Here is a 14,655-nt window from a genome sequence, read left to right on the forward strand (position 1 = left end):
ATGGCGTCATGGAGCCGCTGCCCGCGTTCGACCAGGACCCCGCCGTCGTCGGTGACCGGCTGCGACGGCTGCGCCAGGCGCGCGGAGTCTCGCTGTCCGAGCTCGCCAAGCGGGCGGGCATCGGGAAGGCCACGCTGTCCGGCGTCGAGACCGGCACCCGCAACCCCACGCTGGAGACGCTCTGGGCGATCACCGCGCAGCTCGGCGTGCCCATCGGGGCGATACTCGACTCGCCGCCCGAGCCGCGGACCATGCGCGGCGCGGCCATCGAGGCCGACCTGCTGGAGGTCTTCGAGGACGACAGCGTCACCTACGAGCTCTACCGCGTCCGCGTGCCCCCGGGCGTCACCCAGACCTCGCCCGCCCACCACAAGGGGGTTAGCGAGCACGTCACGGTCTTCACCGGCACGCTCAGCGCCGGCCCGATCCACGAGCCGCTCACGGCCGGGCCCGGCGACCACATCTCCTGGCTCTCCGACGTCCCCCACGGCTACCGCGCGCACGGCCCCGACGTCGTGCGCGCCACCCTCCTGATGCGCTACCCGACCAAGCCCTCCGCCTGAGCGGGCCGGCAGGTGCGGCACGGCCGGTACCCGGCCGCCCTGGCCTGGGCGACGCTGCGGAAGCCGTGCCGGTGCGCGGGGGTGATCCGGCGGGCGTTGTGGCAGGTCGGGAAGCACACCACGCCGGTGGTGTCGCTGGCCAGGTAGAACACCCGCTCCCCGGCCAGCGCGCGCACCCGGTCCAGGTCGACGCCCTCGGCCAGCAGCAGCCGTTCCTTGGCCGCCGGGCCGAACACGTAGTCGCCGCTCACGCCGTCGGACCTGACGACCCGGTGGCACGGCACGAGCAGCGGCACCGGGTTGGCGCCGAGCGCCGTCCCCACAGCGCGCACGGCCCGCGGCCGCCCGATCTGCTCGGCCACCCACGAGTACGGCCTGACCTCGCCCCTCGGGATCGTCCTGACCGCGTCGAGCACGTCACGCTGGAAGCCGCTGACGCCGCGCAGGTCCAGCGGCACCTTGCCCAGACGGCCGGTGCGCAGCGCGGGAACCAGCCCCGCGGGCGGCCGGTCGGCGGCCAGCAGCGGCCGGCCGAACCGTTTCCGGAACGAGGCGGCGAAGTCGTCGCCGGCGTGCACGTAGGCCACGCCCTGGTCGGTGAAGGCCACCCGCAGCTCGCCGATCGGCGCGGGCACGCTCACCCAGCGGGCGGCGATCCGGTCGAGCAGTCCGGCGGGCGCGTCGGTGGCCAGCGCGGCCAGCCCGGCCAGCAGTGAATCGTCGTTCATCGGGCACCTCCCAGTTCGCGCAGCCGCCGCAGCCCTCGCGACACGTGCGACTTGACCGTGCCCTGCGGAATCCTGAGCACGGTGGCGATCTCGCTGACCGGCAGGTCGACGACGTGCCTGAGCACAACTGCGGCCCGCTGTTCCTCGGGCAGCAGACCGAGCAGCTCCGACAGCTCGTCGCCGGTCTCCCTGCGGACCGCCGCCTCCTCGACGTCCTGGGCGGGGTCCGGCTCGTCCACGGGCTCGTCACGCAGGTCGGGTGGCGGTTTGCGGGATTTGGCCCTGGCGCAGTTGCGCCAGATGTTCATGAGGATCGTCATCAGCCAGGCCCGCGGCTGCAGCGCGGCCACGCGGTCGGGCCCGTAGCCGGCCAGTGCCCGGTACGCCCGCAGGAACGCCTCGGCGGTGAGGTCCTCGGCGTCGGCCCAGCGCCCGCTCAGCCGCAGCGCGGTCGAGAAGACCAGGCCGCGGTGGGCGGCGTACAGCTCGGCGAAGCCCTCGTCGAGGTCGTCGAGGAGCGCCTTGCGCACCGGGTCGAGACAGTCGGTTCCGCTCACGTCCTCTACAACACCGCCGCGCCGGGTTTCGTTGCGCTCGCCCGGAACGGGAACGGGCCCGTGTCCGGTGTGGACACGGGCCCCGTCTCGGCGCTGTCTGGGCTCAGACGGCGACCGCGAGCTGGGAGACCTCACCCAGCCGGGCCTCCACCTGAACGTCGCGGGTGACGCCGCCGCCGGCGATGATGCGGACGGTCCAGTCGCCGGGCGCGGCGAAGAAGCGGAAGACGCCGTCGTCGGAGACGACGACCTCACCGGTGAACTCGCCGGAGTGGTCGAGCAGCCGCGCGTAGGCGGTGGTGGCGCCCGTCACCACGCCCTGGATGACGGCCTGGTTGGACAGATCGATCCCGGCCGGCAGCGCGATGGTCTGCTCCGGCGCTCCGCAACCCTGTGCAGTGGTCATCAGCGGGCCTCCCCCAGCTCGATCGGCACGCCCACGAGCGAGCCGTATTCCGTCCACGAACCGTCGTAGTTCTTCACGTTGCCCTGGTCGAGGAGCTCGTGCAGCACGAACCAGGTGTGCGCCGAGCGCTCGCCGATGCGGCAGTAGGCGATGGTGTCCTTGCCGAAGTCGACGCCGGCCTCGCCGTAGAGGGCGCGCAGCGCGTCGTCGGACTTGAAGGTGCCGTCGTCGTTCGCGGCCTTGGACCACGGGATGTTGCGGGCGGTGGGCACGTGGCCGCCGCGCTGGGCCTGCTCCTGCGGGAGGTGGGCCGGGGCGAGCAGCTTGCCGGTGAACTCGTCGGGCGAGCGCACGTCGACCAGGTTGAGCTTGCCGATCGCGGAGACCACGTCGTCGCGGAAGGCGCGGATCGCGGTGTCCTGCTCCTGGGCGACGTACTGGGTCTTGGCGCGCTCGGGCACGTCGCGGACCAGCTCGCGGGAGTCGAGCTCCCACTTCTTGCGCCCGCCGTCGAGCAGCTTGACGTCCTGGTGGCCGTAGAGCTTGAAGTACCAGTACGCGTAGGCCGCGAACCAGTTGTTGTTGCCGCCGTAGAGCACGACGGTGTCATCGTTGGAAATGCCGCGGTCCGACAGCAGGGCCTCGAAACCGGTCTTGTCCACGAAGTCGCGGCGGACCGGGTCCTGCAGGTCCTGCCGCCAGTCGACCTTCACGGCGCCACGGATGTGGCCCTTGTCATAGGCGCTGACGTCTTCGTCGACCTCGACGAGTACGACGTTGGGGGTGTCGAGGTTGGCCTCGACCCAGTCGGCGTCCACCAGGGCGGCGGAGCGGCTCATTGGGAAACCTCCATTTTGGCGGCGGGCAGTAGACGGCGGGTGAGCAGGTACGTTTCGCAGCCGAGGCAGAATCCGAAGGCTGCGTTGAGGAAGGCGGCGAGGAGAGCCGCGGCCGTGGCCCCGAGGGCCAGCGGTGTGATCCCGGTGACGAACCCGGCCAGCCCCGCGACCGCGAAGAGCAGCCCCACCCCCTGCGCGAACCGCGGCGGGCGGGCGTCTTCTGTCTCCTTCGGAGCGCTCCTGACGAGCGCCTTGAAGAGCATCGTGTACGGCGAGCGGCGTGCGACTCCCAGCGCGAAGACCACCGCCTGGACGGCGAGCAGCCACGCGCTGCCCGTCACGAGGACGAGAGCGAGGACCAAGGTGGTGACGGCCGCGCCGAAGCGCAGCGCTCTGGGATCAGCACGCATCGCAGGATGCTCCTGAAGGGGTCGGATGGGGCGGACCAGATGTCCGCGGTGACCGTCCTCAGGCAGCGCGACAGAGCGCGGTGGCTACGCGGCAGAAATCAACCGCGCGCCGCTTCGTGAGCAGCTCTGTCGACGGGTTCATAGCGACGACCCTACTCGTCGTCTCGCCATCTGTCACATCTCGTCCGAGTTCTGAGACAGTTCGTGAGACGGCCGTGACTCCCCGGAGGGGATCGCGACCGCCAGCGCGGCCAGCACGTCGGCCTTCCGTGGCTGGCCAGAGGCCTTTTTGACCACGTTGCCTGACGGATCCAGCACAAACACGGTGGGCGTGCGCATGACGTCGAACCGCCGCACCAGGTCGAGCCGGGACTCGGCGTCGATCTCCACGTGCGCGACGCCGGGCACGAGCGCGCTCACGTCGGCCAGAACCCGCCTGGTCGCCCGGCACGGCTGGCAGAACGCGGTCGAGAACTGCACCAGCGTGGCCCGCTCGCCCATGGCGGCGCCCAGCATGTCCGCGGTCAGCCGTTCCCCGGCCGCCGCGCGCACCCGTCCGTCGCGGCGCAGACGTACCACCCCGATCACCGTGCCGAGCGCCAGCGTCGCCAGCGCGATCCACAGACCCGTCACCTCAGGTGCCAACCACGGGCGGCCGCGATTACTTCCTGGCCGGTCCGGCGACGTCCACCAGGACGCGTCCCCGCCGGTCGACGACCTCGAAGCGGTCGATGCGCCGCATGAGCACCGGCGTCGCCATCTGGAAGACGGTCTCCTCGCGGTAGCTCTCGCGGCTGACGGTCCAGCTCCCGACGACCTCGCGCCGCCCCCTGTCGTCGTAGACGGCCAGGCTGCAGGCGGTGCCGACCGGCACGTTCCGCACGGTCACCAGCAGCTCGGTGCGCCCGTCGCCGGGCAGGGCGACGACCGTGGCGTAGTAGTCCTCGGCCCGGTTCTCGCCCTTGAAGGCCCGGCCGTCGCCGGTGGGGGCCGTCGTGGGCATCGCGCTCGCCGACGGGACGGCCTTCCTGAGCTGGGCGTCGGGCGCGGCGTCGCTGGCGACGAAGCCCTCGGTCTCCGGCGACTTCGCGGCCGCCGAGGACTGGGGGGCGGCCGCGGGCGCGGCCGCGGTCTGCTGCCCGGCGTCCTGCCGGGTGACGGTCCAGACCGTGCCGCCGACGGCGATCACCGCGACGGAGGCCGCCACGGCCAGCATGAGCCGGCCGCGCCGGTGACGCCGGGCGCGGGCGTTGAGCAGCCGGTCGAGCACCTGGCGCGGCGGGCTGGCCACCAGCTCGACGTCGCGCTCGGACACCTTGCCGAGGAAGGCGGCGACACCTTCCAGTTCGAGCAGCTCGGCGCCGCAGGTCTCGCAGGTGGCCAGGTGGTTGTCGATCTCCAGCGCCTCGTCGGGTTCGAGCGCGCCCAAGGCGTGCGCGCCCATCGCGATGCGCACTTCTTCGCAGGTCGTCACGGCGCCAGCCCCCGCTCTTCGAGCGCCAGCTTGAGCGCGCGCAGCGCGTAGTAGGTGCGCGACTTGACCGTGCCCGGCGGTATGCCCAGCGTCGCCGACGCCTCCTTCACCGATCGCCCCCGGTAGTAGACCTCCAGCAGCACCTCGCGGTGCTCGGGCCGCAGCGCGGCCAGCGCCTCGGCCACGGCCCACGACTCGACCGCCCGTTCCAGCTCGTCGTCGGCCGGCAGGACCGCGAGGGCCTCGTCGCCGGTCTCCTGCGGCCGGGCCTTCTTGGCGCGGTGCTGGTCGACCACGAGGTTACGCGCCACCGTGAACAGCCAGGCCCGGATGGGACGGCCGGAGAGCGCGTCGGGGTGCCGCCAGGCCCGCAGCAGCGTCTCCTGCACCACGTCCTCCGCTCGTCCGGAATCACCGGTGAGTCGCAGCACGTACCCGTAGAGTGGCCCGGCGTGCTCATCGAAGAGGGTGCGTACGAGCTCCTCGTCCGCGGTGCCTGCTGCGCTCACGCCCTCATCACGTACGGGGGGCCGCAGCGGTTCAGGCTCATCCACGGATCGGCACGTCAGACGCTTCGGCCGAGAACTCCAATCCGTCGGCCACGTTCTTGACCCCGGTGATCTTCACGTCGAAGGGCAGGCCGCCCTTGAACGGGATCGTGTAGGTGACGAAGTGGGCGAGCTGGTCGGGCACGCCCTGGATCTTCTCCGCCTGGAGCCTGATGGCGCCGTCGGCCACGTCGACCCGCATCTCCGCGGTGAACTGCACCTTCTGCACCCCCACCGTCACCTCTCCCGACGCCACGAGCCGCCGCCCGTTGCCGCTGATCTTGATGCCCCGGGGCGCGTGCTTGTCGATCGTGGCCCGGGTGAGCACGCCGCTCACGGTGACCCGCCCGGCCCGGACGTCGGCACGGTTCTGCAGCACGTCGGACAGCGGGGCGGTCACGTCGTAGGCGACGCCGCGCAGGTTCTTCACCGGCACGCCTCCGTAAGTGAGGGTGCCGAGATCGAACCGTACCTCGGGATAGTGCCCCGAGACGGCCTGAGTGAGAAACGGGATGCCCTCGATCGTCACCTTGGGGGTGCCGCTGAGGTCGGTGGCGGCGGCGATCCGGTTGGACAGGTCACGCTCCACCCCGGCCACCGCGACGCGGTCGACGACGACGAAGAGGACGACCAGCACGATCAGAAAGATGATCAGCTTGCGCATGGGGCTCCCTGTCGTCGGCGGGGGTGTCGAGCCTATCGATCCGGCGGTCTCCTTCCCCGCCGGAGCCGTGGATCACCCGCCGGCGAAGGGCGGCAGCACCTCCACCGTGACGCCCTCGCCGAGCACCACCGTGTCGTGGGCGCGCCGGCCCACGGGGGCGCCGTCGACGAGGAACGACGAACGGCCGACCACCCGGGCGAGCTCGGCCCGGTCCTGTGTGATTTTGGTCATCAGTTCGTCAAGAGTCGCCGCTTCGAACGACTCTTCCGCGACTCCGGCGGCCTCCTTGGCCGCCGCCCAATAACGTACTTTTCCTGTGGCCATGCGTTGCCTCACAATCGCCTTCGCTCTATTGTGCGACGCCCTTAACATGCTTGTTTCAAAGGGCCCGCTGTTCACCTGGTGGACGCGCAATGGACGCGACTAAGCCGTGGGATATCCTCGCGTACAGGACCTGGGCGACGTCGCCTCCGGGTCCTTGTGTGTTAGAGGAGGCCGTGATGAGCAACCTGCTGCTGCTGACCAACGCCCTCGAGCCGTCCTCCGAGGTGCTGCCGGCGCTGGGGTTGCTGCTCCACTCCGTGCGGGTCTCGCCGGCCGAGGCGTCGGCGCTCATCGACGCGCCGCCCGCCGACGTCGTCGTCGTCGACGCGCGCAAGGAGCTCGTCCAGGCCAAGAGCCTGTGCCGGTTGATCCGCACCACGGGCATCGACTGCCCGCTGCTGGTGGTGGTGACCGAGGGCGGCCTGGCCGCGATGACCGCCGAGTGGGGGGTCGACGACGTGCTGCTGGAGACCGCCGGCCCCGCCGAGGTGGAGGCGCGGCTGCGCATGGCGACCGGGCGCAGGTCGCAGACCGCCGCCGAGGACGTCCCCGACGAGATCCGCAGCGGCGACCTGTCGATCGACGAGGCCACCTACACCGCGCGGCTGCGCGGGAACGTGCTCGACCTGACGTTCAAGGAGTTCGAGCTGCTGAAGTACCTGGCCCAGCACCCCGGCCGGGTCTTCACCCGCGCCCAGCTCCTGCAGGAGGTCTGGGGCTACGACTACTTCGGCGGCACCAGGACGGTCGACGTGCACGTCCGGCGGCTGCGTGCCAAGCTCGGCACCGAGAACGAGTCGCTGATCGGGACCGTCCGCAACGTCGGCTACCGGTTCGTGCCCGACCGGAGCGATTCGGCGCACGTGTGATCCGTTGACCCGTGTTCGCCTGATGTGACACTTTGTCGTTGGGACTGTTTCCAACCTGTCATGTCGAGGACACCGCCGTCCCCAAGATTGGTGGTGGTGGCGGCGTGGGTCTGTTCAGGTCACTTGTCGACGAGGGCGCGAGCCCTCGCCTCTTCCGCCGCGGCGAGCTGATCTGCTCGCCGGTCCGGCCGGTCAACCGTGTCCACCTGATCGACCACGGGTACGCCCGCGAGCACGTCCCCGGCGGCGACCGGGAGGTCGTGCACGACCTGCGCGGCCCCGGCGACCTGGTGGGCGAGCTGGCCTTCTGGAGCCCGGGCGAGCGCGTCAAGGTGGACGCCCTGACCGACGTCCGGGCCTGGCCCATCGACCTGCGGCGGTTACGCGAGCACGCCTCGGCGGGCCCGGCCGTGGCGACCGCGCTCGTCCAGGAGCTGTTCGCCAGGAACCTGGCGGCCCGCAGGCACGAGGCGCTGGCCCGGGCGCCGGTCGCGGCCCGCCTGGCCGTGTGGCTGCTGCACCTGGACGAGCGGTACGAGCTGGCCTCCCCCGCCGCGCCGCCGCTGTCCGGGGACACGCTGGCCGACCTCGTGGGCAGCGCGCCCGACGTCGTGCAGCGGCAGCTCACGCAGTGGGTCAGGCGCGGCTGGCTGGTGCGGCTGGGGTACCGGAGGCTGCGGATCGCCGACCCGGTGGCGCTGCGCGAGGCCGCGGGGGCCTGGGAGCACCTGTCCGAGCCGTGGCGCGGCCGGGTGACGCCGTTCCTGACGCGGCCGGGCGCGCAGGCCGGGCCGCTGCCGGTCGGCGAGCTGCCGAAGCCGCGCCAGCTGCTCGCCGACGTGTCCGACTTCACCGGCCGCCAGCAGAGCCTCGACCTGCTCACGGCCTGGCTGGACCGGCCGCGGCGGACGAACACCATGGTCGTGCAGGGCCTGACCGGCGTGGGCAAGACCGCGCTGGTGACGCACTGGGGCCACCTGCACGCCGACCGGTTCCCCGACGGCCAGATCATGATCGACCTGCGCGGCCACTCGCCGACCCAGCCGCCGATGAGCTCGGCCGAGGCGCTCGGGCAGATCCTGCGCTCGCTCGGCGTCGGCGAGCACATGCCGGCCTCCGACGAGGCCGAGCTGATGCTGCTCTACCGCAGCAGGATCGCCGGGCGCAGGCTGCTGCTCGTCCTGGACAACGCGGCCGACCCGGCCCAGGTGCGGGCGCTGCTGCCGGGCGGCAAGGACTGCGTGGTGCTGGTGACCAGCAGGACTCGGATGGCGCCGTTGCGCGCCACCGGGCACGCCGACCTCATGGACCTGTCGGTGCTCGACCCGGGCAACGCGGTGGCGCTGCTGGTGTCGGTGCTCGGCGAGGGCTCGCCGCGGGCCGCCGACCGGGACGCGCTGGCCGAGCTGGCCCGGGTGTGCTCGTACCATCCGTACGCGTTGCGGATCTCGGCGGCCAAGCTGGCCGAGGACCCGGGGCTGAGCGTGCGGGCGCGGGCGGCGGAGCTGCGTACGCCGGACCGGCCGCTGGCCGGGGACCCGGAGGAGGCGTTCAGGTCGGCGCTGGACCTGGCGTACGAGTCGCTGAGCCCCGCGCAGCGGCGGGCCTTCCGGCACGTCGGGCTGCTTCCCGGGCGGGACTTCGCGCCGGAGGTACTGGCGGCGGCGCTGGGCGTGCCGGTGGGCGAGGCCGTGGCGGCGGTGGAGGGGCTGCATCGGGCGTACCTGGTGGAGCCGCTGCCCGGGTCGCGGTACCGGGTGCACGACCTGGTCAAGTGGCAGGCCAGGGAGCTGGGCCGGCACGCCGAGGCGGGGGTGCGCGAGGCCAGGGTGCGGCTGCTCGACCACTACCTGGCGGTCGCGACCGGTCCGGACACGCCGCGCGAGTGGTTCGAGGCCGAGCGGCGGTCGCTGGTCTCGGCGGTGCGGCTGGCCGAGGAGAGCGGGGCGTACGGGATGGCCTGGCGGCTCGCCGAGGCGGTGTTCGAGCCGTTCAGGAGGCTGCGGTACTACGAGAACAACCTGGAGGTGCAGCAGGCCGGGCTGACCTCGGCCATCCAGGTGGGCGACCGGCGGGCCGTCGCGCTCATGCGCAGCCACCTCGGCTCCATCCACCGCGACATCGGGCCGTCCACGCTGGCGGCCAGGTTCATCGGCGAGGCGCTGGCCGACTTCACCTCGCTGGGCGACCGCGCGGGGCTGGCCCGCGCGCTCAACGACCTGGCGGAGGTGCACGGCATCGCGGGCAACAGGGACGAGGCGTTGCGCCGCGCGGGCGAGGCGCTGGAGGTGCACCGGGAGATCGGAGACCTGCCCGGCGTGGCGAAGTGCCTGCACACGCTCGCCCGGCTGCACCTGTCGCAGGAGCGCAACGATCTGGCGCTCCGGTACGCCGGCCAGGCGCGGCGCGTACGGGAGGAGCTGGGCGATCGCAGGGGCGCCGCGCAGAGCATGATCATCTCGGCCCGGGTGCGGCGGAGCCTGGGCGAGCCCGACGCGGCGCTGTCGGAGGGCCTGGAGGCGCTGTCGATCTGCCACGAGCTGGGCGACGAGCACGCCGAGGCCGAGACGCTGCTCTGCCTGGCCGAGATCTACGACCAGCTCGGGCTGCAGCAGGACGCCCGCCGCGACGCCGAACGCGCCCTGGCCGGGTACACGGCCACCGGTGACCAGCACGGGTGCGGGCGGGCGCTGTGCGCGCTGGGCCGCATCGCGCGCAACGGCTCGCGCTACGACGAGGCGCTGGCCTGCTACGAGCAGGCGCTCGCGGTGCAGGTCGAGCTCCACCACGAGCAGGGCAAGGCCGAGACGCTCGGCGACATCGGGGTGGTGCACTGGCGGCTGTCGGACTACCTGCGCGCCGACGACTATCTCAACCAGGCGCTCGTCATCAGCCGGGTGATCCGCGACGAGCCCGTCGAGGCCCGCATGCTCAACCGGCTGGCCCGGGTGCGCCGCCGCCAGGGCCTGCCCCAGGTGGCCTTCGTGTACGCGCTGGAGGCGCTGGACCTGGTCCAGGGGCTGGGCAACCGGCGAGCCGAGGCCGACGTGCAGGAGACGCTGACCTACACGTACCTGTCGCTCGGGCGGCACGAGCCGGCGGTGCGGGCGGCGCGGGCCTCGCTGGCGGTCCGCGAGGAGACGGGCGACAGCAGGGCCAGCGCGCTGCTGTCGATCGCGCACGCGCTCCACGCGGCGGGCGAGCCCGCGGCGGCCCTGGAGTACGCCATGGAGACCGTCGAGCTGCAGCACGTGACCGGCACCAGGGACCGGTGGGGGGCGGCGCTCACGACGCTGGCCATGGTGCTGCTCGACCTGGACCGGGCCGAGGAGGCGCTGGTCCACGCCAAGCAGGCCAGGGACGTGCACCTGGAGTGCGGGACGCGGCGCGACCTGGGATGCGCGCTGAGGGCGCTCGGCCTGATCACCGCCAGGCTCGGGGACCGCGAGGCGGCGGTGGCCCATCTGGCCGAGGCGGTGCGCACGCTGGACGAGGTGGGGGACGTCTTCGAGGGCCGGCGGGCGGCGCAGGAGCTGCGGGAGCTCTCCTGAAAGACCGCTAAAAGTCGGGAAATCTCGGAAGTGAGGTCGCAGATCTTCTCCGCGCCTTCTCGTTAGCTGGTGCCACCAGCGACGACACGGAGGTGATCCGGATGCTCAAGCACCAGATGCGTCGAGACCTGCAGTCACTCAAGCGACAGGCGCGCAGGGATCGGCGGGTCACGCTCGGCCTGCTGGCCGGGGTGCTGGCGGCCTGGACCCGTCAGCTCTCGCCGGGTGACCCGCCGGCGGGGCCGGGGGTGCTGCTCGCCCTGTCCGTCGGGCTGCTCACCGCGTCGGGGGCGGCCTGGCTGATGGCGGCCTACTTCGCGGCACGGGCGGTCAGGCCGCGGTCCGAACCGGTGGAGGTGCTGGTCTGGGTGGCGCGGGTGAGCAGGAGCAAGGAGTGGGCGTTCTGCTCGCTGGCCGCGTACGTGGCCTGGCACCTGCTCCAGTTCGTCTCCGCGCTGCTCCTGGCCTGAACGGGGGCGCGGCGGGCCGTCACCTTCGCGGTGGCGTCCCGCCGTCTTCGCGCCACGCGCCGACGGCCGCCCTGATCAGCGGCTCGTAGCCGGCTTCGAGGTCGTCGGGCAGCCGGTCGACGGGGAAGAAGCGCAGGTCGCTGTGCTCCTCGCTGACACGCGGCTCGACCGGCCCGGTCGGGCCAGCCGCCGGGCAGCTCCCAGGCGTTCCTGGGGTTCCTGCAGAGCAGGACGCCGTCGTCGGTCAGGACCACGCCCTTGATCGAGGCGTGCATGAAATACCAGCCGGTCTCCGCGTCGATCACGAGGGGATCATGACACGGTCCGCGGGCCCGCGGGCGGAACCGGGGGAAGGCGGGCTGGTGGCGGCGGGTGTCGGGGTCAGGGGAAGGCAGGGCGATGGCGGCCGGGGCGGGGGTCAGGGGAAGGCGGACTGGTGGGGGCCGGTGTCGGGGTCGAACTCGTGGCGGATCCTGGCGCAGTCGTCGAGCAGGGCGCCGTACAGGGGCCACAGGGGGCCCTTGGGCGGGGAGCCGGCCAGCTCGGCGGCCAGGTGGCGCTGCTGGTGCTCGCCCTCGCGCAGGGCCGCGCACAGGTTCGCCATGTCCCTGGACGCGGCCTTGCCCACCTGGATCAGGCCGAAGTCGCGGAAGATGCGCGACAGCGCGCGCAGCTCGCCGGCCAGGGGCTCGGGCAGGTCGGCGGCCTTCTCGCCGGGCAGGCCGCGGGCGCCGGCGACCAGGTCCACCAGCCCGCGCGCGATGCTCCTGAGCTGGTGTCCGGCGTGGTCGAGGCAGGTCGCGGCCTCGGCCGACTGGCGCAGCCGCCGGTCGTAGCGGCGGCGCCGGCGGAAGGTCAGGCGCAGGGACTCGGCCGCCTGGTCGGCGGTGTCCTTGGTCTCCTCCAGGCGCTGGGACAGCTCGCGGGCGCGGTCGAGCCAGTCGCGGGCCATGTCCTCCGTCCAGTGGCCGCTCAGCCCGTCGGCCATGTCCTGGGCCAGGTCGGCCAGCTCGGCCGACATGTCGCACAACTCCCTGGCGGCGTGCTCGACGAAGCGCGGCGGCAGGATGAGCAGGTTCGCCGCGATGCCGATGGCCGCGCCGAGCAGGACGTCGGCCAGGCGCGCGAAGCCGTACGTGCGGCCGAGCGAGAGCACCAGCAGGGCGGTGATCGGGATCTGCACGTTCTGGGCCGGCAGGTTGAGCAGCCGGGTCAGCACGAGCCCGGCCGCCACCAGCAGGCCCAGCGTCAGCGCGTTGACGCCCATCAGCCAGATCAGCCCCGACGCCGCCGCCACCCCGACCACGACCGCCCCGACCTGCTGGAACCCGCGGACGACCGTGCTGTAGGCGGTCGCCGACACCGTGAGCAGCACCCCGATCGGCACCAGCACGGGCAGCGGCACCTTCAGCACGAACGTGGCGAGCCACCACCCGAACACGCAGGCCAGCGTCACCTTGACCGTCTGGGCGAACGCCTCCCGCTCGGCCCCCAGCCACTGCCGGAACCCCTGGGCGCGCAGGCGCGCGAGCCCGGCCGCCGCGCCCGAGAAGATCCGCCCGAGCGGCGCGCCGGCGCTCTGCTGCTTGCGCCCCGGCTCCTTGTCCATACTCCCAGGTCAATGCCCATTCGAGCGGTGAATAGAGGTCGCCGTGCCTGGGTAGCGGCAAGGTTGTGGCGCAGCGGGGCAGCGCGCCCGTCGGAGGTGAAGCATGACCGGCGACCTGGTCGTCCCTGACGCCGCCCGGGGGGTGGTGGTGTTCGCGCACGGCAGCGGCAGCGGCCGGCTCAGCCCGCGCAACCGGTACGTGGCCGAGGTGCTGAACAAGGCCGGCCTGGGGACGCTGCTGTTCGACCTGCTCACGCCCGAGGAGGAGGCCGACCGGGCCAACGTGTTCGACATCGCGCTGCTGGCCGGACGGCTGCTGGAGCGTACGGAGGAGCTGCGCGGGCACGAGGAGGCGGCGGGGCTGCCGATCGGCTACTTCGGCGCCAGCACGGGCGCGGCGGCGGCGCTGTGGGCGGCGGCCGAGCCGGACAACCGGATCGCGGCGATCGTCTCCCGCGGCGGGCGGCCCGACCTGGCCGGGAAGCGGCTGGCCGCGGTGCGCGCGCCCACGCTGCTCATCGTCGGCGGCCGGGACCCGATCGTGATCGACCTGAACGAGGAGGCGCAGCGGCACCTGAGCGCCGAGCACCGCCTGACCGTCGTGCCCGGCGCCACCCACCTGTTCGAGGAGCCGGGCGCGCTGGAGAGCGTCGCCGGACACGCCCGCGACTGGTTCACCACGTACTTCAACGCGCCGTGATCGGTGCGGCTTTCAACGGCCCCTGATGGGCGCGGCTTACAACGGCCCGCGATCGGTACGGCCTTCAACGGCCCGTGACGGGTGCGGCTTTCAACGGCCCGCGATCGGTGCGGCGCCCTTCGCCTCGGCGAGCAGGTGCGCGTAGACCTCGGGGTCGGTGGTCTCGCAGCCCAGGCGGTGGCCGGTCAGCTCGCCGTGGTCGTCGCTCGACCCGGTCACTTCGAGGCCGAGCCCGGCGGCGAGGCGGCGCAGGTGGGCGCGGGCCTCGTCGTCGTGGTCGAGGTGGTCGGCCTCCACGCCGAAGAGCCCGGCCGCGGCCAGCTCGGCGATCCACTCGTCGGGCACCGCCTCGCCGCGCCGGACCGCCTTCGGATGGGCCAGCACGGGCACCCCGCCGGCCGACCGCACCAGGCGCACCGCGCGTACGGGGTCGAGGGCGTAGCGGGTGACGTGCGCGCGGCCGCCCGCGCCGATCCACTCGGGCGTGAACGCCTCCTCCGGCGCGGCCACGGCCCCCGCGGCGACCATGGCGCGGGCGATGTGCGGCCGTCCGACCGGGCTGTCGCCGGCCACCGCGGCCACCTGCTCCCAGGTGATCGGCACGCCGAGCTCGACCAGCCGCTCGACGGTCAGCCTGCCGCGTTCCTCGCGGGCCCGGCGGATGCGTTCGCACTCGGCCAGCAGCTCGGGGTCGGCGGGGTCGAAGAGGTAGGCGAGCAGGTGGATGCTCTGCCCGGCCCGCCGGCACGACAGCTCCATGCCCGGCACCAGCGTCAGGCCCTCGGGCAGCGCCTCGACGGCCGCGCGGTGCCCGGCGACGGTGTCGTGGTCGGTCAGCGCGAGCACGTCGAGGCCGCGCTCGCGGGCGCGGCGCACCACGTCGGCCGGCGGCTGCGTGCCGTCGGAGGCGGTGCTGTGGCTGTGCAGGTCGATGCGCATCGCT

17 protein-coding genes are annotated in these 14,655 nt (G+C 73.0%); 5 read left to right on the forward strand and 12 right to left on the reverse strand.

Annotated features, from left to right (window positions below):
* The first annotated feature begins 8 nt into the window (after positions 1–8).
* Positions 9–563: a helix-turn-helix domain-containing protein gene (locus ACFYUV_RS41995; RefSeq protein WP_387679403.1), complete on the forward strand. Its 555-nt coding sequence runs from the start codon at positions 9–11 to the stop codon at positions 561–563.
* Here the strand turns inward: ACFYUV_RS41995 and ACFYUV_RS42000 are convergent.
* The 10 genes from ACFYUV_RS42000 to ACFYUV_RS42045 all read right to left on the reverse strand — a co-directional run bounded on the left by ACFYUV_RS42000 (position 539) and on the right by ACFYUV_RS42045 (position 6,513).
* The gene (locus ACFYUV_RS42000) at positions 539–1,291 is read right to left on the reverse strand and encodes a methylated-DNA--[protein]-cysteine S-methyltransferase (protein ID WP_387679406.1); all 753 of its coding nucleotides are present in this window, start codon (positions 1,289–1,291) and stop codon (positions 539–541) included. The two genes, ACFYUV_RS41995 and ACFYUV_RS42000, sit on opposite strands and share 25 nt — an antisense overlap.
* Positions 1,288–1,848, reverse strand: coding sequence for an RNA polymerase sigma factor (locus ACFYUV_RS42005; RefSeq protein WP_387679409.1), 561 nt, complete (start codon positions 1,846–1,848; stop codon positions 1,288–1,290). Before ACFYUV_RS42005 ends, ACFYUV_RS42000 begins: the two co-directional genes overlap by 4 nt.
* 103 nt (positions 1,849–1,951) lie before the next feature.
* Positions 1,952–2,254 carry a DUF1416 domain-containing protein gene (locus ACFYUV_RS42010; RefSeq protein ID WP_357706203.1) on the reverse strand — a complete coding sequence of 101 codons (303 nt, stop codon included), beginning with the start codon at positions 2,252–2,254 and terminating at the stop codon, positions 1,952–1,954.
* On the reverse strand, positions 2,254–3,093 hold the full coding sequence (locus tag ACFYUV_RS42015; protein ID WP_358289377.1) for a sulfurtransferase: 840 nt from the start codon (positions 3,091–3,093) through the stop codon (positions 2,254–2,256). Before ACFYUV_RS42015 ends, ACFYUV_RS42010 begins: the two co-directional genes overlap by 1 nt.
* Complete coding sequence (locus ACFYUV_RS42020; protein ID WP_364326456.1) at positions 3,090–3,503, reverse strand: DUF4395 domain-containing protein; 414 nt, start codon at positions 3,501–3,503, stop codon at positions 3,090–3,092. The genes ACFYUV_RS42015 and ACFYUV_RS42020 overlap by 4 nt, the downstream gene beginning before the upstream one ends.
* Positions 3,504–3,677: 174 nt before the next feature.
* Entirely contained in the window at positions 3,678–4,136 is a 459-nt protein-coding gene (locus ACFYUV_RS42025) for a thioredoxin family protein (protein ID WP_387679414.1), read from the reverse strand.
* A 28-nt stretch (positions 4,137–4,164) separates the two neighbouring features.
* Positions 4,165–4,977, reverse strand: a complete 813-nt coding sequence (locus ACFYUV_RS42030) for an anti-sigma factor family protein (RefSeq protein ID WP_387679417.1) — start codon at positions 4,975–4,977, stop codon at positions 4,165–4,167.
* A complete protein-coding gene (locus ACFYUV_RS42035; protein ID WP_125643242.1) occupies positions 4,974–5,486 on the reverse strand; it encodes a sigma-70 family RNA polymerase sigma factor in 513 nt (170 codons plus the stop codon). The genes ACFYUV_RS42030 and ACFYUV_RS42035 overlap by 4 nt, the downstream gene beginning before the upstream one ends.
* A 37-nt stretch (positions 5,487–5,523) precedes the next feature.
* A complete protein-coding gene (locus ACFYUV_RS42040) occupies positions 5,524–6,189 on the reverse strand; it encodes a DUF2993 domain-containing protein (protein ID WP_387679419.1) in 666 nt (221 codons plus the stop codon).
* A 72-nt stretch (positions 6,190–6,261) separates the two neighbouring features.
* Entirely contained in the window at positions 6,262–6,513 is a 252-nt protein-coding gene (locus ACFYUV_RS42045) for a MoaD/ThiS family protein (protein ID WP_358289389.1), read from the reverse strand.
* A 176-nt stretch (positions 6,514–6,689) separates the two neighbouring features.
* Between ACFYUV_RS42045 and ACFYUV_RS42050 the strand changes: the two genes are divergently transcribed.
* From ACFYUV_RS42050 to ACFYUV_RS42060, 3 genes are all read left to right on the forward strand, one after another.
* The gene (locus tag ACFYUV_RS42050; protein WP_387679422.1) at positions 6,690–7,382 is read left to right on the forward strand and encodes a winged-helix domain-containing protein; all 693 of its coding nucleotides are present in this window, start codon (positions 6,690–6,692) and stop codon (positions 7,380–7,382) included.
* Between the two features lie 104 nt (positions 7,383–7,486).
* Positions 7,487–10,933, forward strand: coding sequence for a tetratricopeptide repeat protein (locus ACFYUV_RS42055; RefSeq protein WP_387679425.1), 3,447 nt, complete (start codon positions 7,487–7,489; stop codon positions 10,931–10,933).
* Positions 10,934–11,034: 101 nt separating this feature from the next.
* Positions 11,035–11,403 (forward strand): hypothetical protein, encoded by a 369-nt coding sequence (locus tag ACFYUV_RS42060; protein ID WP_387679428.1) that lies wholly within the window; start codon positions 11,035–11,037, stop codon positions 11,401–11,403.
* A 418-nt stretch (positions 11,404–11,821) separates the two neighbouring features.
* Here ACFYUV_RS42060 and ACFYUV_RS42065 read toward each other — a convergent pair whose 3' ends face one another.
* Positions 11,822–13,012: an aromatic acid exporter family protein gene (locus ACFYUV_RS42065; protein WP_387679430.1), complete on the reverse strand. Its 1,191-nt coding sequence runs from the start codon at positions 13,010–13,012 to the stop codon at positions 11,822–11,824.
* 103 nt (positions 13,013–13,115) lie between these two features.
* On the opposite strand from ACFYUV_RS42065, the gene ACFYUV_RS42070 reads away from it, so the two are divergent.
* Entirely contained in the window at positions 13,116–13,712 is a 597-nt protein-coding gene (locus ACFYUV_RS42070; protein ID WP_358289401.1) for an alpha/beta hydrolase, read from the forward strand.
* Positions 13,713–13,802: 90 nt separating this feature from the next.
* Here ACFYUV_RS42070 and ACFYUV_RS42075 read toward each other — a convergent pair whose 3' ends face one another.
* The gene (locus tag ACFYUV_RS42075) at positions 13,803–14,651 is read right to left on the reverse strand and encodes a PHP domain-containing protein (RefSeq protein ID WP_387679433.1); all 849 of its coding nucleotides are present in this window, start codon (positions 14,649–14,651) and stop codon (positions 13,803–13,805) included.
* Positions 14,652–14,655 lie beyond the last annotated feature (4 nt).

Origin of the sequence: Nonomuraea sp. NPDC003560 (assembly GCF_042878785.1) — a bacterium.
Lineage (GTDB): Bacteria > Actinomycetota > Actinomycetes > Streptosporangiales > Streptosporangiaceae > Nonomuraea.

Bases quoted from the DNA above. Each gene is read 5' to 3' on its own strand.
- ACFYUV_RS42045 (WP_358289389.1), bottom strand. From the start codon at position 6,513: ATGGCCACAGGAAAAGTACGTTATTGGGCGGCGGCCAAGGAGGCCGCC.
- ACFYUV_RS42060 (WP_387679428.1), top strand. From the start codon at position 11,035: ATGCTCAAGCACCAGATGCGTCGAGACCTGCAGTCACTCAAGCGACAG.
- ACFYUV_RS41995 (WP_387679403.1), top strand. From the start codon at position 9: ATGGAGCCGCTGCCCGCGTTCGACCAGGACCCCGCCGTCGTCGGTGAC.
- ACFYUV_RS42015 (WP_358289377.1), bottom strand. From the start codon at position 3,093: ATGAGCCGCTCCGCCGCCCTGGTGGACGCCGACTGGGTCGAGGCCAAC.
- ACFYUV_RS42070 (WP_358289401.1), top strand. From the start codon at position 13,116: ATGACCGGCGACCTGGTCGTCCCTGACGCCGCCCGGGGGGTGGTGGTG.
- ACFYUV_RS42065 (WP_387679430.1), bottom strand. From the start codon at position 13,012: ATGGACAAGGAGCCGGGGCGCAAGCAGCAGAGCGCCGGCGCGCCGCTC.
- ACFYUV_RS42040 (WP_387679419.1), bottom strand. From the start codon at position 6,189: ATGCGCAAGCTGATCATCTTTCTGATCGTGCTGGTCGTCCTCTTCGTC.
- ACFYUV_RS42000 (WP_387679406.1), bottom strand. From the start codon at position 1,291: ATGAACGACGATTCACTGCTGGCCGGGCTGGCCGCGCTGGCCACCGAC.
- ACFYUV_RS42020 (WP_364326456.1), bottom strand. From the start codon at position 3,503: ATGCGTGCTGATCCCAGAGCGCTGCGCTTCGGCGCGGCCGTCACCACC.
- ACFYUV_RS42010 (WP_357706203.1), bottom strand. From the start codon at position 2,254: ATGACCACTGCACAGGGTTGCGGAGCGCCGGAGCAGACCATCGCGCTG.
- ACFYUV_RS42050 (WP_387679422.1), top strand. From the start codon at position 6,690: ATGAGCAACCTGCTGCTGCTGACCAACGCCCTCGAGCCGTCCTCCGAG.
- ACFYUV_RS42075 (WP_387679433.1), bottom strand. From the start codon at position 14,651: ATGCGCATCGACCTGCACAGCCACAGCACCGCCTCCGACGGCACGCAG.